Here is a 22,529-nt window from a genome sequence, read left to right as displayed (position 1 = left end):
CAGTGCAGGCGGGACCGCTGCTGGTCCCTCGGGCCGGTGCTGACCCGGGAGCGACTGTAGGGACGCGAGGTGACGGGGATGACGCTCCTCGGTGAACGGGAGGTGAACGAGGGGTTGTCCCGGCTCGGGTGCCGGACGACCGAGCCGTGGTGGGTGCAGGATCGGGTCACCGTGCGTGGGTGAGCCCCATGCAGGTGCATCGGTTCACGCGGCGGCGGCGCGGGTCGGATCGCCGCGCCGAGCGCTGGTCCGAAGGGTCTTCGTCGTGGACTGTCCGGAGGCGCGGCTCACGACCGTCGCGGAGCCCGGCCTGGAGGCGCGGCTCACCACCGCCTCGGTTCTCGGCCTGGTGTTCACCGAGCGGACGGTCGTCTCCGCCCCGGTCGACTCAGGCCGGGACGGTGTTGCGGTGCGTCTCGACGGCGACGAGCTTCTCGCCCGCGATGTGGAGCACGGCGAAGTCCCCCACCGAGAGCATCGCGGCGCGGCGCAGGTCGAAGCGACGACGGTCGTCCGCGGTCGCGGAGGCGATGCGGGCGATGATGTCCGGCAGCACCGGACCGTGGGAGCAGAGCACCGCGGACTTGGCCTTCGCGATCCGCTTCTGCACGACGCCCTTGACGTCGGCGGCGCCGCGGTCGTGGGCGTCCTGGCTGATGTCCGTCGTGCTGGAGACACCGACCTTCGTGCGCGCGGAGAGCGGCTCGACGGTCGCGAGGCACCGCGCCGCCGTGCTGCTGACGATCTTCTTCGGACCGAACGCCGCGACGGGTGCTGCGACGGCCTTGGCCTGGGACCGTCCGACCGGCAGCAGCGGGCGGGTGGCGTCGGGGCCGTCCCAGTCCGAACCGGGCACGGTCTTCGCGTGCCGGAGGGCGATCAGCGCGAAGGTCCGGTGCTCACCGGCCGCGACGCGGTCGGCGAACCGGTCGAGGATCGCCACGTCGCGCTCGTACGTGAGCCGTGCCCGTGCCTGGTCGACGGTCACCCACTCGATCGCGGCGACCTCGTCGTTCGGACGGAACTTGCCCGCGCGGTCGTACTCCTTCGAGCCGACGCGGGCGGCCCAGTAGTGCACGACCTTGTCGCGACCGCTCGGGAGCACGTACTCCGCCGTGCCGAGCGGCGCCCCGAGGTGCACGCGGTAGCCGGTCTCCTCGTCGATCTCCCGGACGGCGGTCGTCGGGATGCTCTCGCCGGGGTCGACCTTGCCCTTCGGCAGGGAGACGTCCTGGTGGTGGTCCCGGTGGACGAGGAGCACCAGCGGTACTCCGTCCCGTTCACGCCAGACGACCGCGCCCGCCGCGACGACGGGCCCCGTGGGGCCGCCGCTCACCGAGCCGAACGCTTCCGGGCCGAGATCTTCCGCATGAGCACATTCTGCACGTCGTCGAGCGGGCGGCCGTCCGGGTCGGTGGAGCGGCGCGTCCACTCGCCGTCGGACTCGAGGTGCCACGAGCTCGTCGTCTCCGCCATCGCCAGGTCGAACATCTCCTCGACCTCGGCCACGTGTGCCGGGTCGGTGAGCCGGACCAGAGCCTCGACGCGACGGTCGAGGTTGCGGTGCATCATGTCCGCCGAGCCGATGAACACCAGCGGGTCGCCGTCGTTGTGGAACGTGAAGGCCCGCGAGTGCTCGAGGTACCGGCCGACGACGCTCCGGACGCGGATCGTCTCGCTGACGCCTTCGATGCCCGGCTTCAGCGAGCAGATGCCGCGCACCCACACGTCGACGGGCACACCGGCCTGGCTCGCCAGGTAGAGGGCGTCGATGATCTGCTCGTCGACCATCGAGTTGACCTTGATCCGGATGCCGGACGGCTTGCCGGCGCGGGCGTTCGCGGCTTCGGTCTGGATCCGCTTCACCAGCCCCTTGCGCAGGTGCAGCGGTGCGACGAGCAGGCGCTTGAACTTCTTCTCGATCGCGTAGCCCGACAGCTCGTTGAACAGGCGGGTGAGGTCCTTGCCCACCGTGTCGTCCGCGGTGAACAGCCCCATGTCCTCGTAGATGCGGGACGTCTTCGGGTTGTAGTTGCCGGTACCGATGTGGCTGTAGTGCTTGAGCGTGCCACCCTCCTGCCGGATGACGAGCACGAGCTTGGAGTGCGTCTTCAGTCCGACCAGTCCGTAGACGACGTGCACACCGGCCTTTTCCAGCTTGCGCGCCCACGTGATGTTGTTCTGCTCGTCGAACCGCGCCTTGATCTCGACCAGGGCCAGGACCTGCTTGCCCGCGGCGGCAGCGTCGATCAGGGCCTCGACGATCGGGCTGTCGCCGGACGTGCGGTAGAGCGTCTGCTTGATCGCCAGGACGTTCGGGTCAGCAGCCGCCTGCTCGAGGAACGCCTGCACGCTCGTCGCGAAGGACTCGTACGGGTGGTGCACGAGGACGTCGCGCGAGGCGATGGCGCGGAACAGGTCGGGCTTCGTGTTCGGCTCACCCGGCTGGAACTGCACCGGCGTCGTCGGGACGTGGCGCGGGTAGTGGAGGTCCGGGCGGGCGATCTTCGCGATCTCGAACAACCCACCGAGGTCGAGCGGCGACGGCAGCCGGAAGACCTCCTGCTCGGTGATGTCGAGCTCGCGCACGAGCAGGTCGAGGGTCACCGGGTCCATGTCCTCGGTGATCTCGAGGCGGATCGGCGGACCGAAGCGGCGACGGAGCAGCTCGCGCTCGAGCGCCTGGATGAGGTTCTCGGCCTCGTCCTCCTCGATCTCGACGTCCTCGTTGCGGGTGACGCGGAAGACGTGGTGCTCGAGGACCTCCATCCCCGGGAACAGGTCGTCGAGGTGGTTCGCGATGAGGTCCTCGAGCGGGATGAAGCGCATGCGCCCGGACCCGTCGTCGGGCAGTGCGATGAAGCGGGAGAAGTTCTGCGGCACCTTGAGGCGCGCGAACTCCTGCCGCTGGGACTTGGGGTTGCGGACCCGGACGGCGAGGTTCAGCGACAGCCCGGAGATGTAGGGGAAGGGGTGCGCCGGGTCGACCGCGAGCGGCATGAGCACCGGGAAGATCCGCTCGTTGAAGTACTCACGCATGCGCAGCCGGTCGGCCTCGTCGAGGTCGGACCAGTGCTCGACGTGGATGCCCGCGGCGTCGAGGTCGGGCTTCAACGACTCGATGAAGGCGGCGGCGTGCCGGTCCTGGAGCTCGTGCGCCTTCGCCGCGATGTCGCGCAGCACGTCGCTCGGTGCTCGCCCGACGTTGGTCGGGACCGCGATCCCGGTGTCGATGCGACGCTTGAGGCCCGCGACGCGCACCATGAAGAACTCGTCGAGGTTGGACGCGAAGATCGCCAGGAAGTTGGCGCGCTCGAGGAGTGGCTGCGTGCGGTCCTCACCCAGCTCGAGCACGCGCTGGTTGAAGCGGAGCCAGCTCAGCTCGCGGTCGAAGTAGCGGTCCGAGGGCAGCGACTCGTGCTCGATCTCGACGACCTCGTCGAAGTCGTCGAGGTCGGGAGCGACGGATTCGCCGTCGAGCTGCGGTTCGGTGTCCATGCCGACATCCTGCCACCCGCCCCCGCTGCCCGGAGGAGCACAGGTGGCCGCTGTGGAAACCGAGCGTGAACGACCGGCCTGTGCAGGGGCGTCTGCCTGTCGCGCCGGTCGTACCCCTCGAAGTGGGGAGGAAACGTCACGATATACGGACGGTGACATTGCCGGGCTTCGCGGGTATGGTGGGCGGCGTTCAGGCCTCCGGGGGGATTCCACTGCGCGGGGGTGCAGGTACGAAGAGAATGAGGTTGACCATGTCGCGTGTCCTTTCCACCGAGCAGGCGAAGTCCGCCATCCGACAGATCCAGTCCATCGTGAACGGCGGCTTCACGGACCAGATCTCGCAGCTCGACGCCCAGGGGCGCATCCTGTCCGACTCGAACGTGTGGGACGGCCCGCTCGCCTCGACGTTCCGTGGGTCGACCTGGCCCGAGACCAAGGCTGCCCTCGACAAGGCGAAGACCGAGCTCGAGCAGCTCCGCACGCAGCTCGACAAGATCTCGCAGGACATCTTCACCGCGGGTGGCGGCGCGTAAGCACCCACCCCACGCCCGGTCCGCCGTCTCGGTGGGCCGGGCGTTCGCGGTCGGGGGGCCGACCGCACCACGGCACGTCGAGCACGACGGGCACGACCAGAAGGCCCAGCAGAGCCGGCGCGACCGGTTCGACCAGCACGACCAGTACGTCCAGCACCAGCTCCGGGGGGAACGACCATGGCCCAGATCCACGCCAACATGGATCCGATCGAGTTCGACGATGCGACGGCCGATGCGCTGCAGAGCGCGATGAAGTCGGCGGCGGGGGCGATCAACGGCCAGCGCGGCTCACGTCGCTCCTACGTCTCCACCGCGTCGCAGGAGTTCCGTGGCCGCTTCGCCCAGCTGTTCTCGTCGAACGCCGACGTGGCCGACTCGGACGCCGACCGGATCGCGACGGCGCTGGAGAAGGTCGCCGGTTGGGTCGGCCAGATGAAGGAAGCCGCGGCGAAGGAGCGGGACAACCGCAGGCGCGCTCGCGAGTGGCAGGAGCGCGAGGACGAGCGGAACGGCTTCCAGGACCTCTGGAACGACACCTTCCACTACGACCCGATGCCGGACATCAAGAACGACGCGCCGCCGACCTTCGAGCAACCGGACGTGCGCGCGCGGCCTCGTGAGACGCCGAACCCGGGTTCCGGTGGGGGCGGAGGCGGCGGGACGTCGTCGGCGCGACCGAGCGACCTCCGCTCCTTCGCGACCGGTTCGGTGTCGCTGGACAGTGCCCTCGAGGGACGACCCGCCGCACTGCGGGGGAAGCTCACCGAATTCGCCGCCAAGTGCTCGTGGGGCGACATCGACGCTGACAGCGTCGTCACCGCCTTCGAGCAGTGGCTCGGCGCAAACGCCCAGGACGCGAAGTGGGCCACCACCATCGCGGATGCCTTCACCGCGGCCGGCGGCGAGGGCAACGTCTCGACGGTCGCGGACTCCGCGCTCGCCGCGGCGCTCGCAGCCGCCGGGGTCTCCGAGACCCGCCAGGACCTGCAGTTCGAACCGCCGTCGGCGTACGGTGCGCAGCCCACGACGGGGTTCTCGATGGACCCGGTCAACACCTCGACCGGCAACTTCCTCGAACCGGAGCTCGACCTCGGGTTCACCGGCGCCTCGGCCTCGCTCGAGGTCACCCGCATGTACAACTCGCTCGACGAGCACGTCGGGATCTTTGGCCCGGGCTGGTCCTCGATCCTCGAGACGCGCGTTCTCCTCGACGACGAGGGTGCGACGTTCGTCGGCGCCGACGGCCGTCAGATCCGCTTCCCGCGTTCCGGCGAGGGCTGGGACCGCGGGGTCGGCGAGAACCGCTGGCTCGCCGCCGAGGGCGACCTGCTCGTCGTGCGCGACAACGCCGGGGTCCGGATCGACTTCACCCCGTCCGGTCTCTGGACCGGGCAGCGCGGCGGAGTCGGGACGGCGGTCCGGGTCGTCCGCGACGCCGACGACCTCGTCGTCCGTCTCGAGCACGAACGCGGCCGCTGGGTCGAGATCGAGCACGTCGACGGACGCGTCGCGGTCCTCCGGGCCTCCGACGGTCGGCGGGTCGAGTACGGGTACGACGACCGCGGGCGACTCGTCAGTGTGACCGACCCCGTCGGTACCCGCCGCTACGGGTGGAACGACGACGACCTCGTCGTCACCGTGACATCGGCTGCCGGGGTCGTCGAGGTCGACAACACCTACGACGACCAGCGCCGTGTGGTCGAACAGGTCAGTCCGCACGGCCGAGCGGTGCGCTTCGCCTACCTGCCCGGCCGCGTCACGGTCGTGTCCGACCACGACGGCTCGCGCGCGAACTCCTACATCGCCGATGCCAAGGGCCGGCTCGTCGGGGTCATCGACTCCGACGACCGGCGACAGTCGATGAGCTACGACCGACACGGCAACCTGGTGTCGGCGACCGAACGCGACGGCTCCGTCACCGTGCACGCCTACGACGACCGCGGTCGGAAGACCCGGACGGTGACCCCCTCCGGCGGTGACGTCACCTACGGCTACGACGACCAGGACCGGGTGACCACCGTCGTCACCGAGGCCGGTGCGGTCGTGTCCTACGAGTACCGCGGCGACGACCGTGACCCGTCCGTCATCGTCGATCCGGTCGGCGGCCGCACCGAGCTCACGTGGACGGACGGGGTCCTCACCCACGTGGTCGACCCGACCGGGGTCGTCCTCGACCTCGCGCACGACGAGTTCGGCGAGCTGGTGGCGACCACGAACGCGGTCGGGGACACCGCCTGGATCGAGCGTGACGCGGCCGGTCGTCCGGTCGCCGCGGTCAGCCCGTCCGGCGCCCGGACCGAGTACCGCTGGGACGCCGCGGGGCTCCTCGTCGAGCGCCGCGACGCCGACGGAGCGGTCTGGCGGTACGAGCACACGGCCGGTGGGCGCGTCGCATCGATCACCGATCCACTCGGTGCCCGCACCACCTTCGAGTACGCGGCGAGCGGCGAGCTGGCGACCACCGTCGACCCCCTGGGTCGGCGGGTCACGCGGACGTTCGACGACCAGGGGAACGTCGCCGCGCTCGCCCTGCCGGGTGACGCGGTCTGGACGTTCGCGCACGACGGGTTGTCGCGCCTCCAGGCCGTCACCGACCCGACGGGCGCGACGTGGCGGCGCGAGTACGACGTCAACGGCGGCCTCGCCGCGACCGTCGACCCGACCGGCGTCCGGCAGGAGGTCGCACGGGACGTCGCAACCGGCGTCGCGACCCTGCGTGATGCGTTCTCCGCGACCACTGTCCGCTTCGATGAGTTCGGGCGACCCGTCGAGCAGACGAGTGACGAGACCGGTTCCGAGCTGGTGACGTACGACGCAGCTGGTCGGCCCGTCGAACTCGTCGACGGCGAAGGCGGCCTGACGCGCATCGAGCGCGACCTGGGCGGGCGGGTGACGGCGATCGTCAGTCCGTCCGGCGCCCGCTCGACCTACGAGTACGACGCCTGCGGGCGCCCGTCCGCAGCGGTGGACGCCACAGGAGCGCGGACGACGCTCACGTACGACGCGGACTCCCGCGTCGTCGCCCGCACGTTGCCCACCGGCGAGGTAGAGGAGACCACCTACGACGCGGTCGGCCGCGTGGTTGCGCAGACGACGGCGGGGTCCGGTACGAGCCGGTACCGCTACGACCGGGCCGGGAGGCTCGTCTCCAGCCACGACGCACGCTTCGGGCAGCGACGATTCCGCTACGACGCTGCAGGGCAGCTGGTCGAGGCCGTCGACGGGCTCGGGGGCACCACCCGCTTCGCCTACGACGAGCGGGGCCGGCTGATCGAGGTCACGGACCCCGCCGGCGGTGTCACGCGGCCCCGGTACGACGGAGCGGACCGCGTGGTCGCGGTCGTCGACCCGCTCGGTCGCAAGACGACGGCTCGGTACGACGCCGCCGGTCGCCAGGTGGAGCAGATCGCCCCAGAGGGGCGGACCACCAGCTGGACCTTCGACGCCGCCGGCCGCTCGACGAAGGTCCTGGTCGACGGTCAGCTGGTGAGCGAGACCAGACGCGACGCCGTCGACCGCACTGTCGTCGTCACCGACCACACCCGTGGAGCGGGTCGGACGGTCGACCACGAGCTCGAGTACGACCGCCGCGGGCTCCTCGTCCGACGGAGCCGCGGCGGGCGTTCCGTGCGGTGGGAGTACGACGCCGACGGCAACCGGGTCGCACGGATCGACCCGACGGGTAGGCGAACCGAGTGGCGCTGTGATGCATTGGGTCGCGCCGTCGTCGTCGAGCGACAGGGGCTCGCCGCGGCGACCTTCGCCTACGACGCAGCCGGGCGGATCGTCCAGGCGTCGACCGGCGACGTCGTCCAGTCGTGGTCCTACGAGCGCGGCGCCCTGGTCGCACACACGACGACGACGCCCGAGGGCGCGACGGTCACGCGCATCGAGCACGACGACCAGGGGCGCATCACCGCGATCGACGGAGCGGACGGACGCGTCGAGTACGCGTACGACGAGGCCGGGCAACTCGTCCGGTCCGGAGGTTCCGAGTGGGAGTACGGCGACGGCGGGCGGCTGCTCCGCGAGGTCGTCGACGGAGTCGAGACGACGTTCGAGTACGACGCGGCCGGGCAACTCGTCGCGTCCGTCCGGGGCGGGGAGCGGACGGAGTACCTGTACGACGGACTCGGTCGACGGGTACGTCGCACCAACGCCGACGGGTCGACCGCCGAGTACGCGTGGTCCGACCTGGGCTCCCTGACCGCCGTCGTGTCGCGCGATCGCTCGTACGGCGAGACCGGCCGGTTCCAGATGTGGACCGACGTGCTCGGCGAGCTCGCTGAGGTCGGCGGCGCCGAGGTGTGGTGGGACTCTGCTGCGCCGCTGCCCGCGATGGTGTCGATCGGCGGGGAGAGCGTGCTCGACCTGCCGGGCGGCGCGGTCGCGCTGGGGGACGCCTGGGCCACCGCCGGCTGGCGGAGCGCCCGTTCGACGGATGCTTCGGACCCATGGGCGGTGCTCGCATCGGTCGAGGGAACGGCGCTGCCCACTGGCGTCTCGCTCACCGCTGACGGCGGGCTGTCGATCGCGGGGCTGGAGTGGCTCGGGGCGCGCGTCTACGACCCGGCGGCGCGGGGCTTCCTGTCGACGGACCCGTTGGCGCCCGTACTCGGCGCAGCGTGGTCGGGGAACCCGTACTCGTACGCCGGGAACGACCCGATGCACGCGATCGACCCCCTGGGGCTTCGACCGGCGACGGATGAGGACCTGGCGGCGTACCGGGATGCGAACCAGAGCTTCCTGTCGCGGGCTGCGAACTGGGTCGGGGACAACTGGGAGTACATCGCCGCCGGAGTCGCCATCGTGGGCGGAATTGCGCTCATGGCAACGGGGATCGGAGGCCCTGCCGGGATTGCGGCGATGGCACTGGCAGGCGGACTGATGAGCGGCGGGATCTCGGTGGCTTCGCAGAAAGCCACAACTGGGCAAGTCGATTGGGGCACCGTCGGGAAGGACGCTCTCATCGGGACCGCAACGGGGGCGCTCGGAGCGGGAACGGGTGCCGCACTCGCCACGAAGATGGGAACGGGACTCGCGGCCCGTGCCGCGACTGGGGCGGCAAGCGGCATGGTGGAAGGCGGTGGTACGGGAGCGCTCAACTACGCGACCTCGCCCGGGCCCCACACCGTCAACGGCTTTGTTCAGGCCACCGCGACGCAGGCCACAATCGGAGCCTTGAGTGGCGGTTCCACTGCGTACCGACCGAAGTGGCTCTCGCGCGCGGATGCGTCGACCTTCGCCGGGGGACTGTACCGGTCGACTTACGTGAAGGAAGGAACGACGATGTTCCGTTCAGGAGATGTGAACGGGTTCCATTCGGGTAATTTCTGGTCCACGGACATGCCCAAAAGCGTCAGCCAGGTGCGCGAAGACAAGGCGCTTCCATACAGGTGGGCGAGTAGCGGTCAGGATTCGATTCAGAACGCTGGTTTCGCTGCAGAGTTCACGAAGAAGATGCCTGCTTACAAGGGTTTGACTGCTCCACAGACTGGCGCTGATGGCGACTACTGGCGGGGTGGCACGAATCAGACGTACGTGCCCGGCGGCTACGCTGCCACGGACGTGAAGGGATACTGGTCGCTGGTGCCGTGATCGGAGGACCGATGAGTACGAACTACGAGGAAGCGTCCCGGCTTTGCGCAGAGGTCAGCGGTTACCTACGCGGGGCGCACCATGAACAGGCCGCTCGCTGGTACGAGCAACAGGCGGCGGCGCTCAGGAGCGACGAAGGGGTTGAACGGGTCGCGCTGATCCGGGCAATACACGAGTCCGTTTCGGCTGGGGCTGGAGGCCCACTCGGCGTTGTGTTGACCGATGCCACAGGAAAACCGGATGTCGAGGCGACAACCAGGTACAAGGAATCTCTTGACCGTCTGTATCGATTGACTTCGCAGTCGCGATGGCGTGATTGGCTGCGAACCTTCACGGGATGACGCCGAGTGACTACCGAGGAGAACCGGTGCATCTGCGGCGCGGGCGATGGCTGCCCCTGAGCCGCCGCTCGAGGAAGGCTGAGAACAATGGACAGGCGCGTGTTGCGCGGGCGCGTCGTCGCCGCGCTGCTGCTCGTGGTGTTCCTGGTCGTCCCGGCCCTGTTCCTTTACGTCGGACCGATCACGCTGAAGAGCTACGACGCTGGGCATCAGATCAAGATTGTCTGCTCGGTCTCGTCGGCGGAGTCGAGCACCGACTCCTCGTATTCGTCGCGAGGCGTCGGAGCCTCGACGCTGGGGATCGCCATCAAGACGGAGGACTGCGGGCCGCTCGCGCTCCGCTGGGGCGTGACGGGCGCCAACATCGAGCAGACGACCCGACGTCCCGACGCTGGTGGAAGGTGGTGCTTCACGGTCGGTCGCGGTTCCTACGAGCTGAGGGATCTGCTCCACCGCGTGCGACAGGCCGTCTTCGTACGCGAAGCGACCCGATGCGGCGATGCTGCCGCGGTTGACCGTGTCGGGGGCGGGAGCCGGATCGGAGCCATCCCCACCTGATACGTTGGATGCAGGTGCTGGCCCTGCCGGCGCCCGAGATCGAGTACCGCGCACAGGCGGCGCCGGCGCTCGAGGGGGCGTGTACTACCGGCCGCGGGGCGGCCGGAGCACGGAACTTCGGGGACGTCCGGCGCGCGAGTGCTGACCGCGAAGGACCATCATGACGACGCCGAACAACGGGCAGCCCGGCGACTGGCAGCCGAACAACGTGCAGCCGGACCAGCAAACGCCCGGGTTCCAGCAGCCGAGCCAGCAGCCGAACCAGCAGGCGCCCGGCGACTGGCAGCCGAACCAGCAGCAGGCACCCGGCTTCGGGCAGCCGGACCAGCAGACGCCCGGGTACCAGCAGCAGCCCTACGCCGGTACCGGCGCGGGTGTCCCCGCTTGGCAGCCGCCGACCCCGGAGAAGAAGGGGAAGAGCGTCGCGCTCCGCATCCTCATCCCGGTCGTGTCCGTCCTCGCCGCTGTCGGTGCCTCCGTGGGCGTCCGCGCGCTCTTCAACGCCAACGCCGAGCCGTCGCCGTCGGCGCTCGCGACCGAAGCGGCGAAGCAGGTCAACGAGAACTACACGTTCCCGCTCGAACTCGACGAGGTCACGCGGTGGGACGGCGTGACGGCCGACGGCGCGCAGCTCGAGTACGCCTACACGATCGACTCCTCGGTCGATCCGGCGAGCCTGACCGCGGCGGACCTCAAGTCGTCGGTCGTGTCGAACGTCTGCCAGAAGAAGGAGTCGCGCGACCTGCTGTCGAAGGCGATCGTGATGCGCTACTCGTACGTCTTCGACGGCACGGACCGCACGATCGACTTCTCGGTCACCAGCGCCGACTGCTGACCCCCGGCGGAGGCTGAGGAGGGGTGGCTCCTGCACGCCGGGTCTTCCATGCGCTCCTCGCGGCGGTGGCAGTGACCAGCAGCGGGCTCATCGAGCTCGGGCACTTCGGCGTCCCGGGCTGGGCGTTCGCCGTCGTCACCGTCCTCGGACTCGGCTACGGTGCGGCGCTCGTGCGCGTCGGCGCAGCGGGTTGCCTCGTACCGACGGTGCTGTTCCTCGGGAGCTTCGTCGTGCTCGGTGTCCTCGTGGACCACGTGTCGGGCTGGGGGCCGCTGCAGTACGGGTGGCTGCCCGCGGTGCTTGCCGGTGCGCTCCTCGCTCGGGTGCTGTTCCCGGACGTCGGGGCGAGGCGGCGCAAGGAGACGGTGGGCCGCGGGCTGCGCACAGCGGGTGGGGAGTGGCTGCGTGAGCTCGGCCCGTTCATGCTGTGCACGGGTCGTTCTGCGCCGCCGCGCTGGGGGCGATCCTGCACGGCGAGGGTGACGAGGCGCTGCGGTACGACGACGCTCTCCGGCGGACCGGTGTGATCGTCACCGGCGAGGTCGTGCACGTCGAGCGTGTGCACTACACGGGCTACAAGGGACGTGGGCACACCGAGTACACGCCCGTGACGCGGCAACGGTACGAGGGCGTGGAGTACGAGACGACGCTCGACGAGTACACGGTGTCGAGCGATCCAGACTTCTACCGGGTCGGACAGCGCCTGCCGATCATGGTCGACCCGGACGATCCGACGACCGCCGGCGTCCGGTCCGAGGAGCTGCACGGGATGTTCGCCCGGAACGTCGACGACGGTCGCAGCTACGCGTTCACCGCACTGCCGCTGCTGGCCGTGGGGGCACCGCTCCTCGCGGTGCAGACGGTCGAGGGCATCATCCGGAAGATCCGCACCAGGCACACGCGGCGGTGGGCGAGAGCCAGGCGACAGGTGCTCGCCGCTCGACGGCGCGCTCGCCGTCTGGCCGCCGGTGTCGCGTCAGCCCACCGCGCTGGATCGTTCCCGCCACGCACCCCGACCGAGTGACCGCGCGACCGTCACCGGAGCAGCAGGCGACGGAGCAAGGCGACTGACCCCGCGGGGCGGGTCGCGAGGACGGGCTGCACCGCGCCTCCAGGCCGGGCTGCGGTGATCAGCGTCCGACGGTCAGCGCGGGAGCCCGCTCACCCACGCGCGGAACGTGATGGCATCGCTGTCACGGAGGACGACTGCCGGTGCGTCCTGCGCGTCGTACAGGAGTGCGAGGCTCTCCGGCGGCAGACCGGCCAGCTGCCGACCCCCGAGCGAGGTCGGGGCGACGAGCGCAGGGCTGGCGAGGAACGCGAGGGGCTGCGAGTCGGACTCGGCGACCGCCGTCCGGCCGTCGATGAGGGCCCGGACCTCGGCGGGGTGCAGCACGACGACGTCGCCGCCGACGAACAGTCGGATGACCGGGCGTGGGCGACCGCCGGGGCCGAGTGGGACGGTGGTCCAGTCGGCGCTGCACGCGGCACCCCGCCAGGACGGGATCGAGACGCCGTCCGGTCCGAGCGCTGCGGGGGCCACTGCACGGGGACGGACGACGCGCTCCTGCAGGTACGCCTCGAGCTCCGCGTACCCGCGGGCCAGGCCCATGACGGAGAAGAGGCGCTTCCCGGTCGCGTCACGTGCCTGCAGACCGCCGTACTGGTTCGCGATCGGCAGCATCGCAGCGATCTCGCCGAGGTCGACGCGGCGCTCCTGGTGGAGGCCCTGGCGGACCAGCAGGTGGTCCTCCATGGCGAGCACCCGGGTCCGGCGCATCGAGCGGGAGAGCACGATGCCTCCGATGCCGGCCAGCAGGAGGACGATCGCCATGACGACGAGGCTGGGTTCGACACCGGTCGAGATCGTCGTGGCGGCGCCGAGCGCCAGCAGGGCTCCGACCACGAGGAAGATGATGGCGACCACGCGGATGAGCACCCACTGGAAGGTCCGCAGGCGCACGGTGACGAGCGCACCGCCCTCGTTCGGCAGCGGCTCCCCACGCTCGCGCCGGCGTCGGTCGCTGTGCTTGGTCACCGCCGTCACGGATCTCGTGATGACGAATGCCGCCACCATCGCGATCCCCACGGACGTGATCGTGATCCACATGTGTCGTCCCCCTCGTGCTGCGGCCCCTGAACCGAGTGGCCGACCGCCACGTTCACGACGGTCGACCACTCGATCATGCATCCCCGACCACCATCCGGCGTTCGGCGATCCCCCCAGGGCAATGTGCAGAGTATCAATTCCAGGAGGAGCTGCAAGTTCGTATGTCGCCGGGCTGTGGCTCGAACGGGGGTGGTCCCCACCTGTGGAGGACGGAACCTCACGGTATTTCAGCGGTTAGGATCGACAGCGCAGTCGATTCTTGAGGGGGACGATCGTGATGTTGACGCGCGCCGGGGGTACCGGAACTCGGCAGGGGAGCCGCATCGCGGGAGTGGTGGCCGTCACGGGCGCACTCGCGCTGGTGCTCGCCGGGTGCACCGCCGACCAGGACCAGGTGACGGATCCGTCACGCGTGCTGCAGACGGTGGACACGACGCTCACGACGAACGGCGCCGTGAACGCGATCTCGGACACGACGATCTCGGTCGCCGGCACGCGCTCGTCCTCGAAGACCGTCGACCACGACGTGCAGGACGCGGCGGGAGACCTGCCGCTGCGGATCACCACGCAGTACACGACCGACAAGCGCTCCGGGACCGACCTCGCCGACCTCGACGGGTACTCGGGTCGCGTCGAGATCGACGTCACCGTCGAGAACCTCACGGTCCGGTCGCAGAACCTGTCGTACGACGTCGCAGGGGCCTCCCGTTCCACGCCGGCGCTGGTCGGCGCTCCGTTCAGCGTCGCCGCGTCGACCGTCCTCGACGGGGTCGCACCGGACCGCATCGTGACCGAGTCCGTCGACGGCGGCGCGTCCACCGACGGCGTCGTGAGCACCAACGCCTCCGGTGACGCCGTCGTGCAGTGGGGCCGGCTGCTGGCGCCGCCGACGTCGGGAGCGAGCAGCACGCTGCACCTCGTCGCCGACGTCCGTGACTTCTCGACGCCCGCCATCGACGTCGCGGCGCAGCCCGGGCTGACGACCGACCTGTCGACCAGCGGCGTGATGAACGGGGCGTTCGGGTCCGAGACGGACTCCGAGCTTGCCCTGCAGCGTCGGACGATCGACCTCATCGCGCAGGTCAACGAGGTCCTCGCCCGTGCCGGCGGGACCATCACCGAGGTCCGCACGAACCTCGAGTCGACGTCCGAGACCCTCGGTGTGCGGACGGCGGAGCGGCTGCAGGAGAGCAGCGCGTCGCTCGCGAGCACGATGCAGTCGCTGTCGGGTGAGCTCGGTTCGCTGAACGGGGACCTCGGTTCCACCGTGCAGGCGACGCAGTCGACGGTGCTGCAGCAGCTGCAGCAGACGACGGGCAGCCTCGATGCCCTGCTCGGGGACACGTCGGCGACGGCGCCGACGCCGGTGCTCGACGGTGAGGGATGCAACGCGGTCCCGCGGACCGGTGCAGCGGGCTCGAGCGTCTACGGGAACCTGCTGCGCGTCTCCGCGCAGCTCGAGGGCTACGCCGACGCGAGCGAGGCGTGCAAGCAGCAGGCGACGAGCGACCTGGCAGCATCGATCGGTCCGGCTGAACCGACGGACGCGACGTGCCCTGCAGAGTCGACTTCGTTCACGTGCGTACTCTTCCTGTCCTCGAAGGACATCACCGCCACCGCCGTCCGACTCGCGGACACCGGAAAGGCGCTCGCAGATTCGCTCCAGACAGACAAGGCAGATGCTGCCGTCGCCAAGGTCGCAGCGCTGCAGAAAGCGCTCGCGGGCCTCGCTTCCCAGGCTGGTTCCGCATCGGGGTCGCTGAACGGTTCTCTTGACGAACTCGACGAGAGCATCGGCGCCGTCGAGCAGAGCATCGGTGTCCTCGGCGACGACGTCGATGCGGTGCACGTGAAGGCTGCCGCAGCTCGGGACGTCATCGGAGTTACGGAGGACTCGTTCCCCCCGAGGTCGATGCAGGCGCAGAACGCGGCACTCGCTGATGCCATCTGTGCGCTGGTCACGAAGCGAGAGGACGAGGACGGCCCCGACCCCGACCTCGACCTCGACCTCCCGATCATCGGCGGCCCGACTTCTGGTCTCACCGAGGAGCAGGCGGACGATCTTCGGGCGTACTTGACGGCAACCCCCTGTGACGAGTCTGAGGACGGCCCGGGGCCGCAGAAGCCACCGGCCCCCTTCTCCGCGCCCATGGACCAGCGTCTCGCCGAGCAGGCGGCAGCATGGGGCGAGATCGAGCAGTCCACCGACGTATCCAACCCCGACAGTGCATTCGGTCGAGCCTTCGTCGAACTGCGGAACCGCATCGCCGCAGTGCGCTCGGCTGTGGAGGCCGTTCGACGGGCTGGATCCGACGACGCCGGCGCCGCGGCTCAGCTTGACCAGTTGAAGACCAACATTGAAGCCGCAGTCGCACAGTCGGACGAGGTCGGCGCCGACCTCGGCGCGCTCAAGGAACAGCAGGACAAGGTCAAGGACGAGCTCCGCAAGACGGCGGACGACCAACAGAAGCGCGTCGAGTCGAGTGTCCGGGCGCTGCTCGACGAGCGTGTGACGGATGTGTCGAAGTCGGCGTCGTCGAACGCGTCAGAAGTCCGCGACGCGTTCGACAAGTCCATCGCCGGGCTCCGGTCCACGGCTGACGACGTGACGAAGCAGTCGAAGGGCACGATCGACGAGCAGAAGGGCTCGCTGCAGGAGCAGAGCAGCAGCCTCGCCTCGTCCGTGGACGAGCAGACCGCGGCGAGCCTCCAGCGCATCGACGCGAGCACCAGCGCCTCGGTTCGCGACGTCGAGGGCGCCAGCACGCTGCTCACCGGCGACCTCAACCGCGTGATGCTCGACCTCGGCGACCGCGAGGTGAACGGCTCCGGCATCCTCGGCGCGATGGCCACGAGCGCGGCGAAGTCCGACTCCGCCGACTACCAGCTCGCCCTCGCGTCGCAGAACGCCTCGGGCTACGCCAACGTCCGTGCCGAGGACGTCGCCGGCATCCTCCTGCAGCAGCAGCAGTTCCGCGCCTCGCTCGACCGGGCGGCGAAGCTCCCCGCCTTCCGTCTCGACGTTCCGTCCAGCGCGACGTCGACGACGCTCTACGCCTTCCGGATCGGAGCCGAGCGATGAGCCACGTGCAGGACCACTCGACCGAGGCGGCCGCAGAGGAGCCCGCGGAGACCGCAGCGCCCGACGCCGCCCGGACCCGGAAACGCCGCCGCACCGCGATCATCGTCGCGGTGGCCGTCCTCGTGGTCGCCGCCGTCGTCACCGCGCTGCTCGCGGTGCGTGTCTCGGCCTCGACCCCGGCCGAGGCGGTCTCCGCGACGGCACCGGTGCCGATCAGTGTCGCCCACGTCCCCGACGGTACGAAGATCGGCGTCGTGGTCACGCTCGGTGACGGCGAGGGTGCGCAGTGGGACGACGCCGCCCAGGGGGCCCTCGTGGCGCAGCGCCGCCTGGAGCTCGGCGGCACGGACGTGCAACTCGTGACGAAGAACGACGGCGGGTCGATTGACGGTGCCCGGAAGGCCGTCGAAGCGCTCGCTGCCGACGGTGTCTCGGGCATCGTCGTGGCCACCTCCGGCGACCACGTCGGTGGTGCGTTCACCGCGGCGGCCGACGCCGGCATCCCGGTCGTCGCACCGTACGCGGCCGGCGCGGACGACGCCTGGTCGACCGCGCCGTCGACGGAGTCCGTCGCGACGGCACTGCAGGACGCGCTCGGCGACGCCGCGTCGCCGCTGCTCGTCGACCTGGGCGGCGGAGCGCCGTCCGGAGTGCGGTTCGCCCACGTCGTCGACGCGACGAGCGCACCCGACCTCGGCGCTCTCGCCACCACCGTCGCGCAGCGCACCGGCGCGGCGGCGGGCTCCACCGACGCCACGACGGCCGACGACCAGGCTGCAGCCGAGCAGGCCGGAGCCGAGCAGGACGGGGACGAGCAGGCGGCACCCGACTCCGACGCCGTGGTCGTCAGCGGTCCGGCCGGACGACAGGGAGCGCTCGTCGCCGCCCTCCAGGAGGCCAACGTCACCGCTCCGGTCGTCCTGACCCCCGAGGCCACCAGCCCCGCCTTCGCGGCTGCGCTCGCCCAGGCGGGCGGCAGCCTCAGCGGCGCCTTCCGCACCGTCGGGGTCGAGACCGACGACGCCCGTGCCCTGTCCTCGGACGCCGAGGGCCGCGCCATGTCGGCGTTCCTCGGCGGCGTGCGGGTCCTCGCCGACGACGCGGACGCGAAGAACCTCACCGGCGACCGGTCGTTCGCCTCGGTGGCGACCGTGGCCGACGCCCGCAGCCACGACGCCGTCGTGGCGCTCGTGACGGCCGTCGGGACGGCCCGGAGCACGGACGCCGCCGCGGTGTCGGACGCGTTGGCCCGGCTCGACCTCGGGGCCGGAGACGGCCTCGCAGGCCCGGCACTCGACTTCGGCTCGCGACAGGCCCTCGGCGATCCCGCCGGCGTGCTCGCCGCCTCCGCGCAGGACCTCGGGCTCCGCCCCGCCGCTGCGACCGAGGACGACGGGGCCACGCCCGCGCTCGTCTGGTTCTCCGACTCGACCGACTGACCCCGTCCCACCTGCACCACCCGCACCGCCGCACCACGCCCAGGGAGGACCGCCCATGCGCCTGCTGATCGAGCTCGACGACCGCCGCGAGACGATCGAGGCCGACGGGTGGGCGGAGTCCTCCACGCTGGGGGACCTCGTCGCGGCGTCGCTCGGCACCCCGCTCGACCCCGGCACACCCCTGGCGGTCGACGGTCACCGGACGAGCTCCGACACCCCGTTGCGCGACCTGGTGCTCCTCGAAGGGTCCCGGGTCGCCCGCACCACCGAGGAGCCACCGCGCGCCGTCGACGGGTGGAGCGTGACCCTGGCGGGCGGCCTCGGGGCGGGCGTCGTCGTCCCGGTGCCGCGCAGCCGTCGGCTCGTCGTCGGACGCGCTCCGCAGGCGGACGTCGTGCTCCCCACCGAGAGCGCGTCCTGGGAGCACTGCACCGTGGAGCGCGAGGACGACGGTGTCCGGGTGCGCGACTCCGGGTCGACGAACGGCACGGTCATCGCGGGGGAGCGCATCGACGACGAGGGCGTCCTGCTGACCGGGACCACGAGCGTCATCGTGGGCGGCGCGGTCCTGCTGCTCCGTCCGGAGCTGCCGGAGACGACCGTGCCGGCAGCGGGCACGTTGCCCAACCTCACGCCGGCCGCCACGGCGCCGTTCAACCGACCGCCCCGGCCGGGACGGCTCACCGACACCGAGCCGGTGTCCCCGCCGACGCGCAGGGACGTCGCCCCGGCGTCGAAGTTCAGCTGGATCACGGTGGCGGCTCCGCTCGTGCTCGCCGGGGCGATGGTGCTCCTGCTCGGGGACGCCCGCTTCGCACTGTTCGCGCTGCTCAGCCCCGTGACCGCGATCGGCATGTGGTTCGAGCAGAAGCACCGCCGGGCGAAGAACCTGAAGGAGGAGGAGACGCGCTTCACCGAGGCGGTCGAGACCTTCCGCGGCGAGATCGCCGCGGCCGCGGCCGTCGAGGCGGCCCGCCGGCAGGACCTCGTGCCCGACCCGGCGACCGTCGTGCGTCGAGCGCTCGTCCCCACCACCGACCTGTGGCAGCGTCGGTCGGACGACGACGACTTCCTCAGCCTGCACGCCGGCACCGGTGACGCGCCGTGGCGTCCCGAGGTCGACCAGCGGGCGGCGTCGTCGAAGCTCGAGGACGAGGCGAAGGCCGCGATCGCGGACAGCCGGCTCACGGCGGCGCCGGTCGTCGCCGACCTGTCGGACGCCGGCGTCGTCGGCATCGTCGGTGACCGCGACGGTGCGCTCGCCCTGGCCCGCAGCCTGCTGGCGCAGGCGACCGTGCACTGCGGACCCGCGGACCTGACGGTCGGGGTGTTCTGCGACGCGGGCCGCGAGGACGACTGGTCCTGGGCCTCCTGGCTGCCGCACACGCGCGTCGCGGGCAGCAGCACCGGCGCCCGGTGGATGTCGGCGCAGCGCGACCAGAGCGCCGCCGTCCTGCGTGGGCTGCAGGAGTCGCTCGACGAGCTGCCCACGCCGAACCTGCTCGTCGTCGTGGACTCCGACGTCCTCACCGAGGGCCGCGACGCCCCGGCACGCAGCCTGCTCGGCCAGGGCCGCGCGGTCCCCGGTGTGTCGCTCCGCCCGGGGGAGCGGCGCCAGCGGGTGAGCGGCATCGTCATCGCGACGAACGAGCAGCAGCTGCCCGCCGCCTGCACGTCCATCGTCACGGTCGGTGCGGACGCGGCCGCGACGGTCTACCGCCCCGAGGACCGCACGCGGGTCGAGGACGTCGTGCTCGCCGGCCTCACCCCGGACACGGCGGAGCGCGCCGCCCGCGCCGTCGCCCACTTCGACGACCCCGAACTCACGGTGCCCGGTGCATCGCTGCCGTCGCTCGTCCGCCTGCCCGAACTCCTCGCGCGGAGTGCCGCGGCCCCTGGCGGCACCGCTCGCGCCGCGGCCCCTGGCGCGGGCCACGGGACCGCCGCCGTCGACACGACCACCGCCGAGGGCATCCGGACCCTCTGGCAGACCAGCACCGGTACCTCGACCCCGGTCGGTTCCTCGGAGTCCGGCGTCCTCGAGATCGACCTGGTGCGCGACGGCCCCCACGGCCTGGTCGGTGGGACCACGGGTTCCGGCAAGAGCGAGTTCCTCCGCTCGTTCGTCGCCGGCCTCGCGGCCCGGAACGACCCCACCCGGCTCAACTTCCTCCTCGTCGACTTCAAGGGCGGCGCCGCCTTCGCCGCCTGCGAGCGGCTGCCGCACACCATCGGCACGATCAGCAACCTCGACGAGCAGCTGGCAGACCGAGCCATCCGCGCGCTCGAGGCCGAGCTCGAGCGTCGTCAGCGGGTCTTCGCGACGGCCGGCGCCGACATCGACAACCTCGACGCCTACCTGGCGACACGGCCGACCGAGCCGATGCCGCGCCTGCTCTTCGTCGTCGACGAGTTCGCCATGCTCGCGAAGGAGTTCCCGGACGTCCTGACCTCGCTCGTCGCGATCGCTGCGGTCGGCCGGACGCTCGGCGTGCACATGGTGCTGGCCACCCAGCGGCCGGCCGGCGTCGTGAGCGAGGACATCCTCGCGAACACGAACCTCCGGGTGGCGCTCCGCGTGCAGAGCCGCGAGGACTCGACGAACGTCATCGGCGTGCCCGCCGCGGCGGGCATCGGCCGCCAGCAGACCGGCCGCGCCTACGTGAAGCTCGGGCAGGACGACATCACCCCGGTGCAGACCGCCCTGGTCACCGGCCGCGCGCGCGACGAACGGGTCGAGCAGCCGGTCTCCGTCCGCCCGACCGACGTGTTCGGCGTCCCGGCACCGGCGCCCGCACCCGGGCCGAGTGCGTCGGACGACACCGACCTCGACGTCCTCATCGAGGCGATCCGCGCCGCGAACGACGCCGCCGGGTACGCGGCACCCCGCCCCATCTGGCCCGAGGCGCTGGGAGCCCGGGTCGACCTGGCAGACGTCCCGGAACCGTCCGACGGTGCCCGCCGCTTCGTGCCCGTCGCGCTCGCCGACGACCCCGACCACCAGCGCCAGGTCGCCGGCGGCTGGGACCTCGACGAGGGCAACCTCGTCCTGATGGGCATCCCGGGCAGCGGCACGAGCACCGCCCTGTCCGCCCTGGCCCTGCGTCTCGCGCGGACGACGAGCCCCGACGACCTCGACCTCCTCGTCCTGGACATGGGACCGGGGGACCTGGCACCGCTCGCGCAGCTGCCGCACACGACGGCCTACGTCGGGTCCGGCGCCGGGGCGGGCGAGCTGCAGGCCCGCTTCCTCCGACACCTGCGCGCCGACCTCGAACGCCGTCGTGCGAGCCCCGGCGGACGTCGAGCCGTCGTCCTCATCGATGGCCTCGCCGCACTCCGCGACGAGTACCAGGACTTCGAGGGCCAGCAGCTCCTCGACGCCCTGTACCGCGTCTACGCCGAGGGGCCGGCGCTGGGGATCTCCTTCGCCGTCTCCACGACGCGGGCGAAGGCCGTCCCGTCCGCCATGGACGAGGTCACGACCCAGAAGTGGATGTTCCGCCTGGCCGACCCGTACGACTACGCGTCCATCGGGGTCCGTCCGAAGGACGTCCCACCGCCCGTGCCGGGTCGGTACATCGACTCGACGACGAAGCTGCAGAGCCACGTCGCGACGCCGTCGGTGCCCCTCGCCGGAGCCGTCGCCGAGGTCGCCGCGGCGTGGCCGGACGCCGCGGCGAAGACGAGCGCCGTCGGACGTCTGCCCGATGCGGTCCGGGTGCAGGACCTCCGGACCCCGGCCCGCTTCGACACGGAGCCGTGGCGCCTGCCGGTCGGCATCGCGGAGGACGACCTCGGCACCGCGGCGCTCGAGGTCTACGACGGCGAGCACGTGCTCGTCGCCGGCCCGGCGCGCTCCGGCAAGTCGACGGTGCTCCTCGCCCTCGCCGACCTGGCACGGTCCGCCGAGGGCGTCCGCCCCGCCGTGTGGGCGGTCTGCGACCGCCGGTCCCCGCTCGCCGACGGTGTGTTCGACCGCCTCGCGGTCGGTGCGGACGAGGTCCCCGCCCTGCTGGCCGGCCTCCGCCTGGAGCGGGGCCCGGTCCTGCTGCTCGTCGACGACGCCGAACGCTTCGACGACGCCGACCAGTCGATCGCCTCGCTGCTGTCCTCCGAACGGCCGGGCCTGTGCGTGGTCGCGGCCGGCCGGTCCGCCGACCTCCGATCGCTCTACAGCCACTGGACGCGATCGGTCCGGAAGTCCCGCTGCGGCGTGCTGCTGCAGCCCGACGTCGACTACGACGGCGAACTGCTCGGTGTCACGCTGCCGAGACGGGCCCCCGTCGCGCTGACCGTCGGCCGCGGCTACGCCGCATCGGGCGGTGCGGTCCGGCTCGTCCAGACGGCCGCCGCCGGCGCCTGACCGGCGCGACCACCACCGGACGGGAGGCACACCGCACCGCCGCCACGTGCCTCCCGTCCGGCGGGTCCGCGACCGGGAGGCACGGCACACCGCCGCCACACACCTCCCGTCCGGCGGATCCGCGACCGGGAGTCGCGGTGCACGCCCGCCGCGCGCCTCCCGGCGTGAC

The 22,529-nt window shown here is 71.5% G+C and carries 12 protein-coding genes; 9 read left to right on the top strand and 3 right to left on the bottom strand.

Annotated features, from left to right (window positions below; translation table 11 throughout):
* Nucleotides 1-388: 388 nt before the first annotated feature.
* Together Q9R28_RS13800 and Q9R28_RS13795 are read right to left on the bottom strand one after the other, a co-directional pair.
* Entirely contained in the window at nucleotides 389-1,336 is a 948-nt protein-coding gene (locus Q9R28_RS13800; protein ID WP_066656734.1) for an NUDIX domain-containing protein, read from the bottom strand.
* On the bottom strand, nucleotides 1,333-3,498 hold the full coding sequence (locus Q9R28_RS13795) for an RNA degradosome polyphosphate kinase (RefSeq protein WP_066656733.1): 2,166 nt from the start codon (nucleotides 3,496-3,498) through the stop codon (nucleotides 1,333-1,335). The genes Q9R28_RS13800 and Q9R28_RS13795 overlap by 4 nt, the downstream gene beginning before the upstream one ends.
* A gap of 251 nt (nucleotides 3,499-3,749) precedes the next feature.
* Here Q9R28_RS13795 and Q9R28_RS13790 point away from each other — a divergent pair, with 251 nt between their 5' ends.
* The 6 genes from Q9R28_RS13790 (at nucleotide 3,750) to Q9R28_RS13765 (ending at nucleotide 12,387) form a co-directional block, all read left to right on the top strand.
* Complete coding sequence (locus tag Q9R28_RS13790; protein ID WP_058740961.1) at nucleotides 3,750-4,031, top strand: hypothetical protein; 282 nt, start codon at nucleotides 3,750-3,752, stop codon at nucleotides 4,029-4,031.
* 177 nt (nucleotides 4,032-4,208) lie between these two features.
* Nucleotides 4,209-9,629: a DUF6531 domain-containing protein gene (locus Q9R28_RS13785; protein WP_311206370.1), complete on the top strand. Its 5,421-nt coding sequence runs from the start codon at nucleotides 4,209-4,211 to the stop codon at nucleotides 9,627-9,629.
* A gap of 428 nt (nucleotides 9,630-10,057) precedes the next feature.
* Nucleotides 10,058-10,528 (top strand): hypothetical protein, encoded by a 471-nt coding sequence (locus tag Q9R28_RS13780; protein ID WP_311206369.1) that lies wholly within the window; start codon nucleotides 10,058-10,060, stop codon nucleotides 10,526-10,528.
* A gap of 160 nt (nucleotides 10,529-10,688) precedes the next feature.
* Nucleotides 10,689-11,363: a hypothetical protein gene (locus tag Q9R28_RS13775; RefSeq protein WP_311206368.1), complete on the top strand. Its 675-nt coding sequence runs from the start codon at nucleotides 10,689-10,691 to the stop codon at nucleotides 11,361-11,363.
* Nucleotides 11,364-11,386: 23 nt separating this feature from the next.
* Complete coding sequence (locus Q9R28_RS13770; RefSeq protein ID WP_311206367.1) at nucleotides 11,387-11,890, top strand: hypothetical protein; 504 nt, start codon at nucleotides 11,387-11,389, stop codon at nucleotides 11,888-11,890.
* A complete protein-coding gene (locus Q9R28_RS13765; RefSeq protein ID WP_311206366.1) occupies nucleotides 11,791-12,387 on the top strand; it encodes a DUF3592 domain-containing protein in 597 nt (198 codons plus the stop codon). Before Q9R28_RS13770 ends, Q9R28_RS13765 begins: the two co-directional genes overlap by 100 nt.
* A 120-nt stretch (nucleotides 12,388-12,507) precedes the next feature.
* On the opposite strand, the gene Q9R28_RS13760 is transcribed toward Q9R28_RS13765, so the two are convergent.
* A complete protein-coding gene (locus Q9R28_RS13760; protein ID WP_311206365.1) occupies nucleotides 12,508-13,473 on the bottom strand; it encodes a hypothetical protein in 966 nt (321 codons plus the stop codon).
* Between the two features lie 334 nt (nucleotides 13,474-13,807).
* Here Q9R28_RS13760 and Q9R28_RS13755 point away from each other — a divergent pair, with 334 nt between their 5' ends.
* From Q9R28_RS13755 to Q9R28_RS13745, 3 genes are read left to right on the top strand one after another with little or no spacing between them, the layout of a single operon-like run.
* Complete coding sequence (locus tag Q9R28_RS13755) at nucleotides 13,808-16,555, top strand: hypothetical protein (RefSeq protein ID WP_311206364.1); 2,748 nt, start codon at nucleotides 13,808-13,810, stop codon at nucleotides 16,553-16,555.
* Entirely contained in the window at nucleotides 16,552-17,994 is a 1,443-nt protein-coding gene (locus Q9R28_RS13750; RefSeq protein WP_311206363.1) for a hypothetical protein, read from the top strand. Before Q9R28_RS13755 ends, Q9R28_RS13750 begins: the two co-directional genes overlap by 4 nt.
* Nucleotides 17,995-18,049: 55 nt before the next feature.
* Nucleotides 18,050-22,360 (top strand): FtsK/SpoIIIE domain-containing protein, encoded by a 4,311-nt coding sequence (locus Q9R28_RS13745; protein WP_311206362.1) that lies wholly within the window; start codon nucleotides 18,050-18,052, stop codon nucleotides 22,358-22,360.
* Nucleotides 22,361-22,529 lie beyond the last annotated feature (169 nt).

Origin of the sequence: Curtobacterium sp. BRD11, from assembly GCF_031844345.1 — a bacterium.
Lineage (GTDB): Bacteria > Actinomycetota > Actinomycetes > Actinomycetales > Microbacteriaceae > Curtobacterium.
The sequence above is the reverse complement of the archived record's forward strand: the minus strand, read 5'-3'. Positions and strand labels throughout refer to the sequence as shown.

What these genes read in the sequence shown, in the direction of transcription:
- Q9R28_RS13745 (WP_311206362.1), top strand. Translation starts at nt 18,050, where the DNA reads ATGCGCCTGCTGATCGAGCTCGACGACCGCCGCGAGACGATCGAGGCC.
- Q9R28_RS13760 (WP_311206365.1), bottom strand. Translation starts at nt 13,473, where the DNA reads ATGTGGATCACGATCACGTCCGTGGGGATCGCGATGGTGGCGGCATTC.
- Q9R28_RS13795 (WP_066656733.1), bottom strand. Translation starts at nt 3,498, where the DNA reads ATGGACACCGAACCGCAGCTCGACGGCGAATCCGTCGCTCCCGACCTC.
- Q9R28_RS13780 (WP_311206369.1), top strand. Translation starts at nt 10,058, where the DNA reads ATGGACAGGCGCGTGTTGCGCGGGCGCGTCGTCGCCGCGCTGCTGCTC.
- Q9R28_RS13785 (WP_311206370.1), top strand. Translation starts at nt 4,209, where the DNA reads ATGGCCCAGATCCACGCCAACATGGATCCGATCGAGTTCGACGATGCG.
- Q9R28_RS13790 (WP_058740961.1), top strand. Translation starts at nt 3,750, where the DNA reads ATGTCGCGTGTCCTTTCCACCGAGCAGGCGAAGTCCGCCATCCGACAG.
- Q9R28_RS13750 (WP_311206363.1), top strand. Translation starts at nt 16,552, where the DNA reads ATGAGCCACGTGCAGGACCACTCGACCGAGGCGGCCGCAGAGGAGCCC.
- Q9R28_RS13775 (WP_311206368.1), top strand. Translation starts at nt 10,689, where the DNA reads ATGACGACGCCGAACAACGGGCAGCCCGGCGACTGGCAGCCGAACAAC.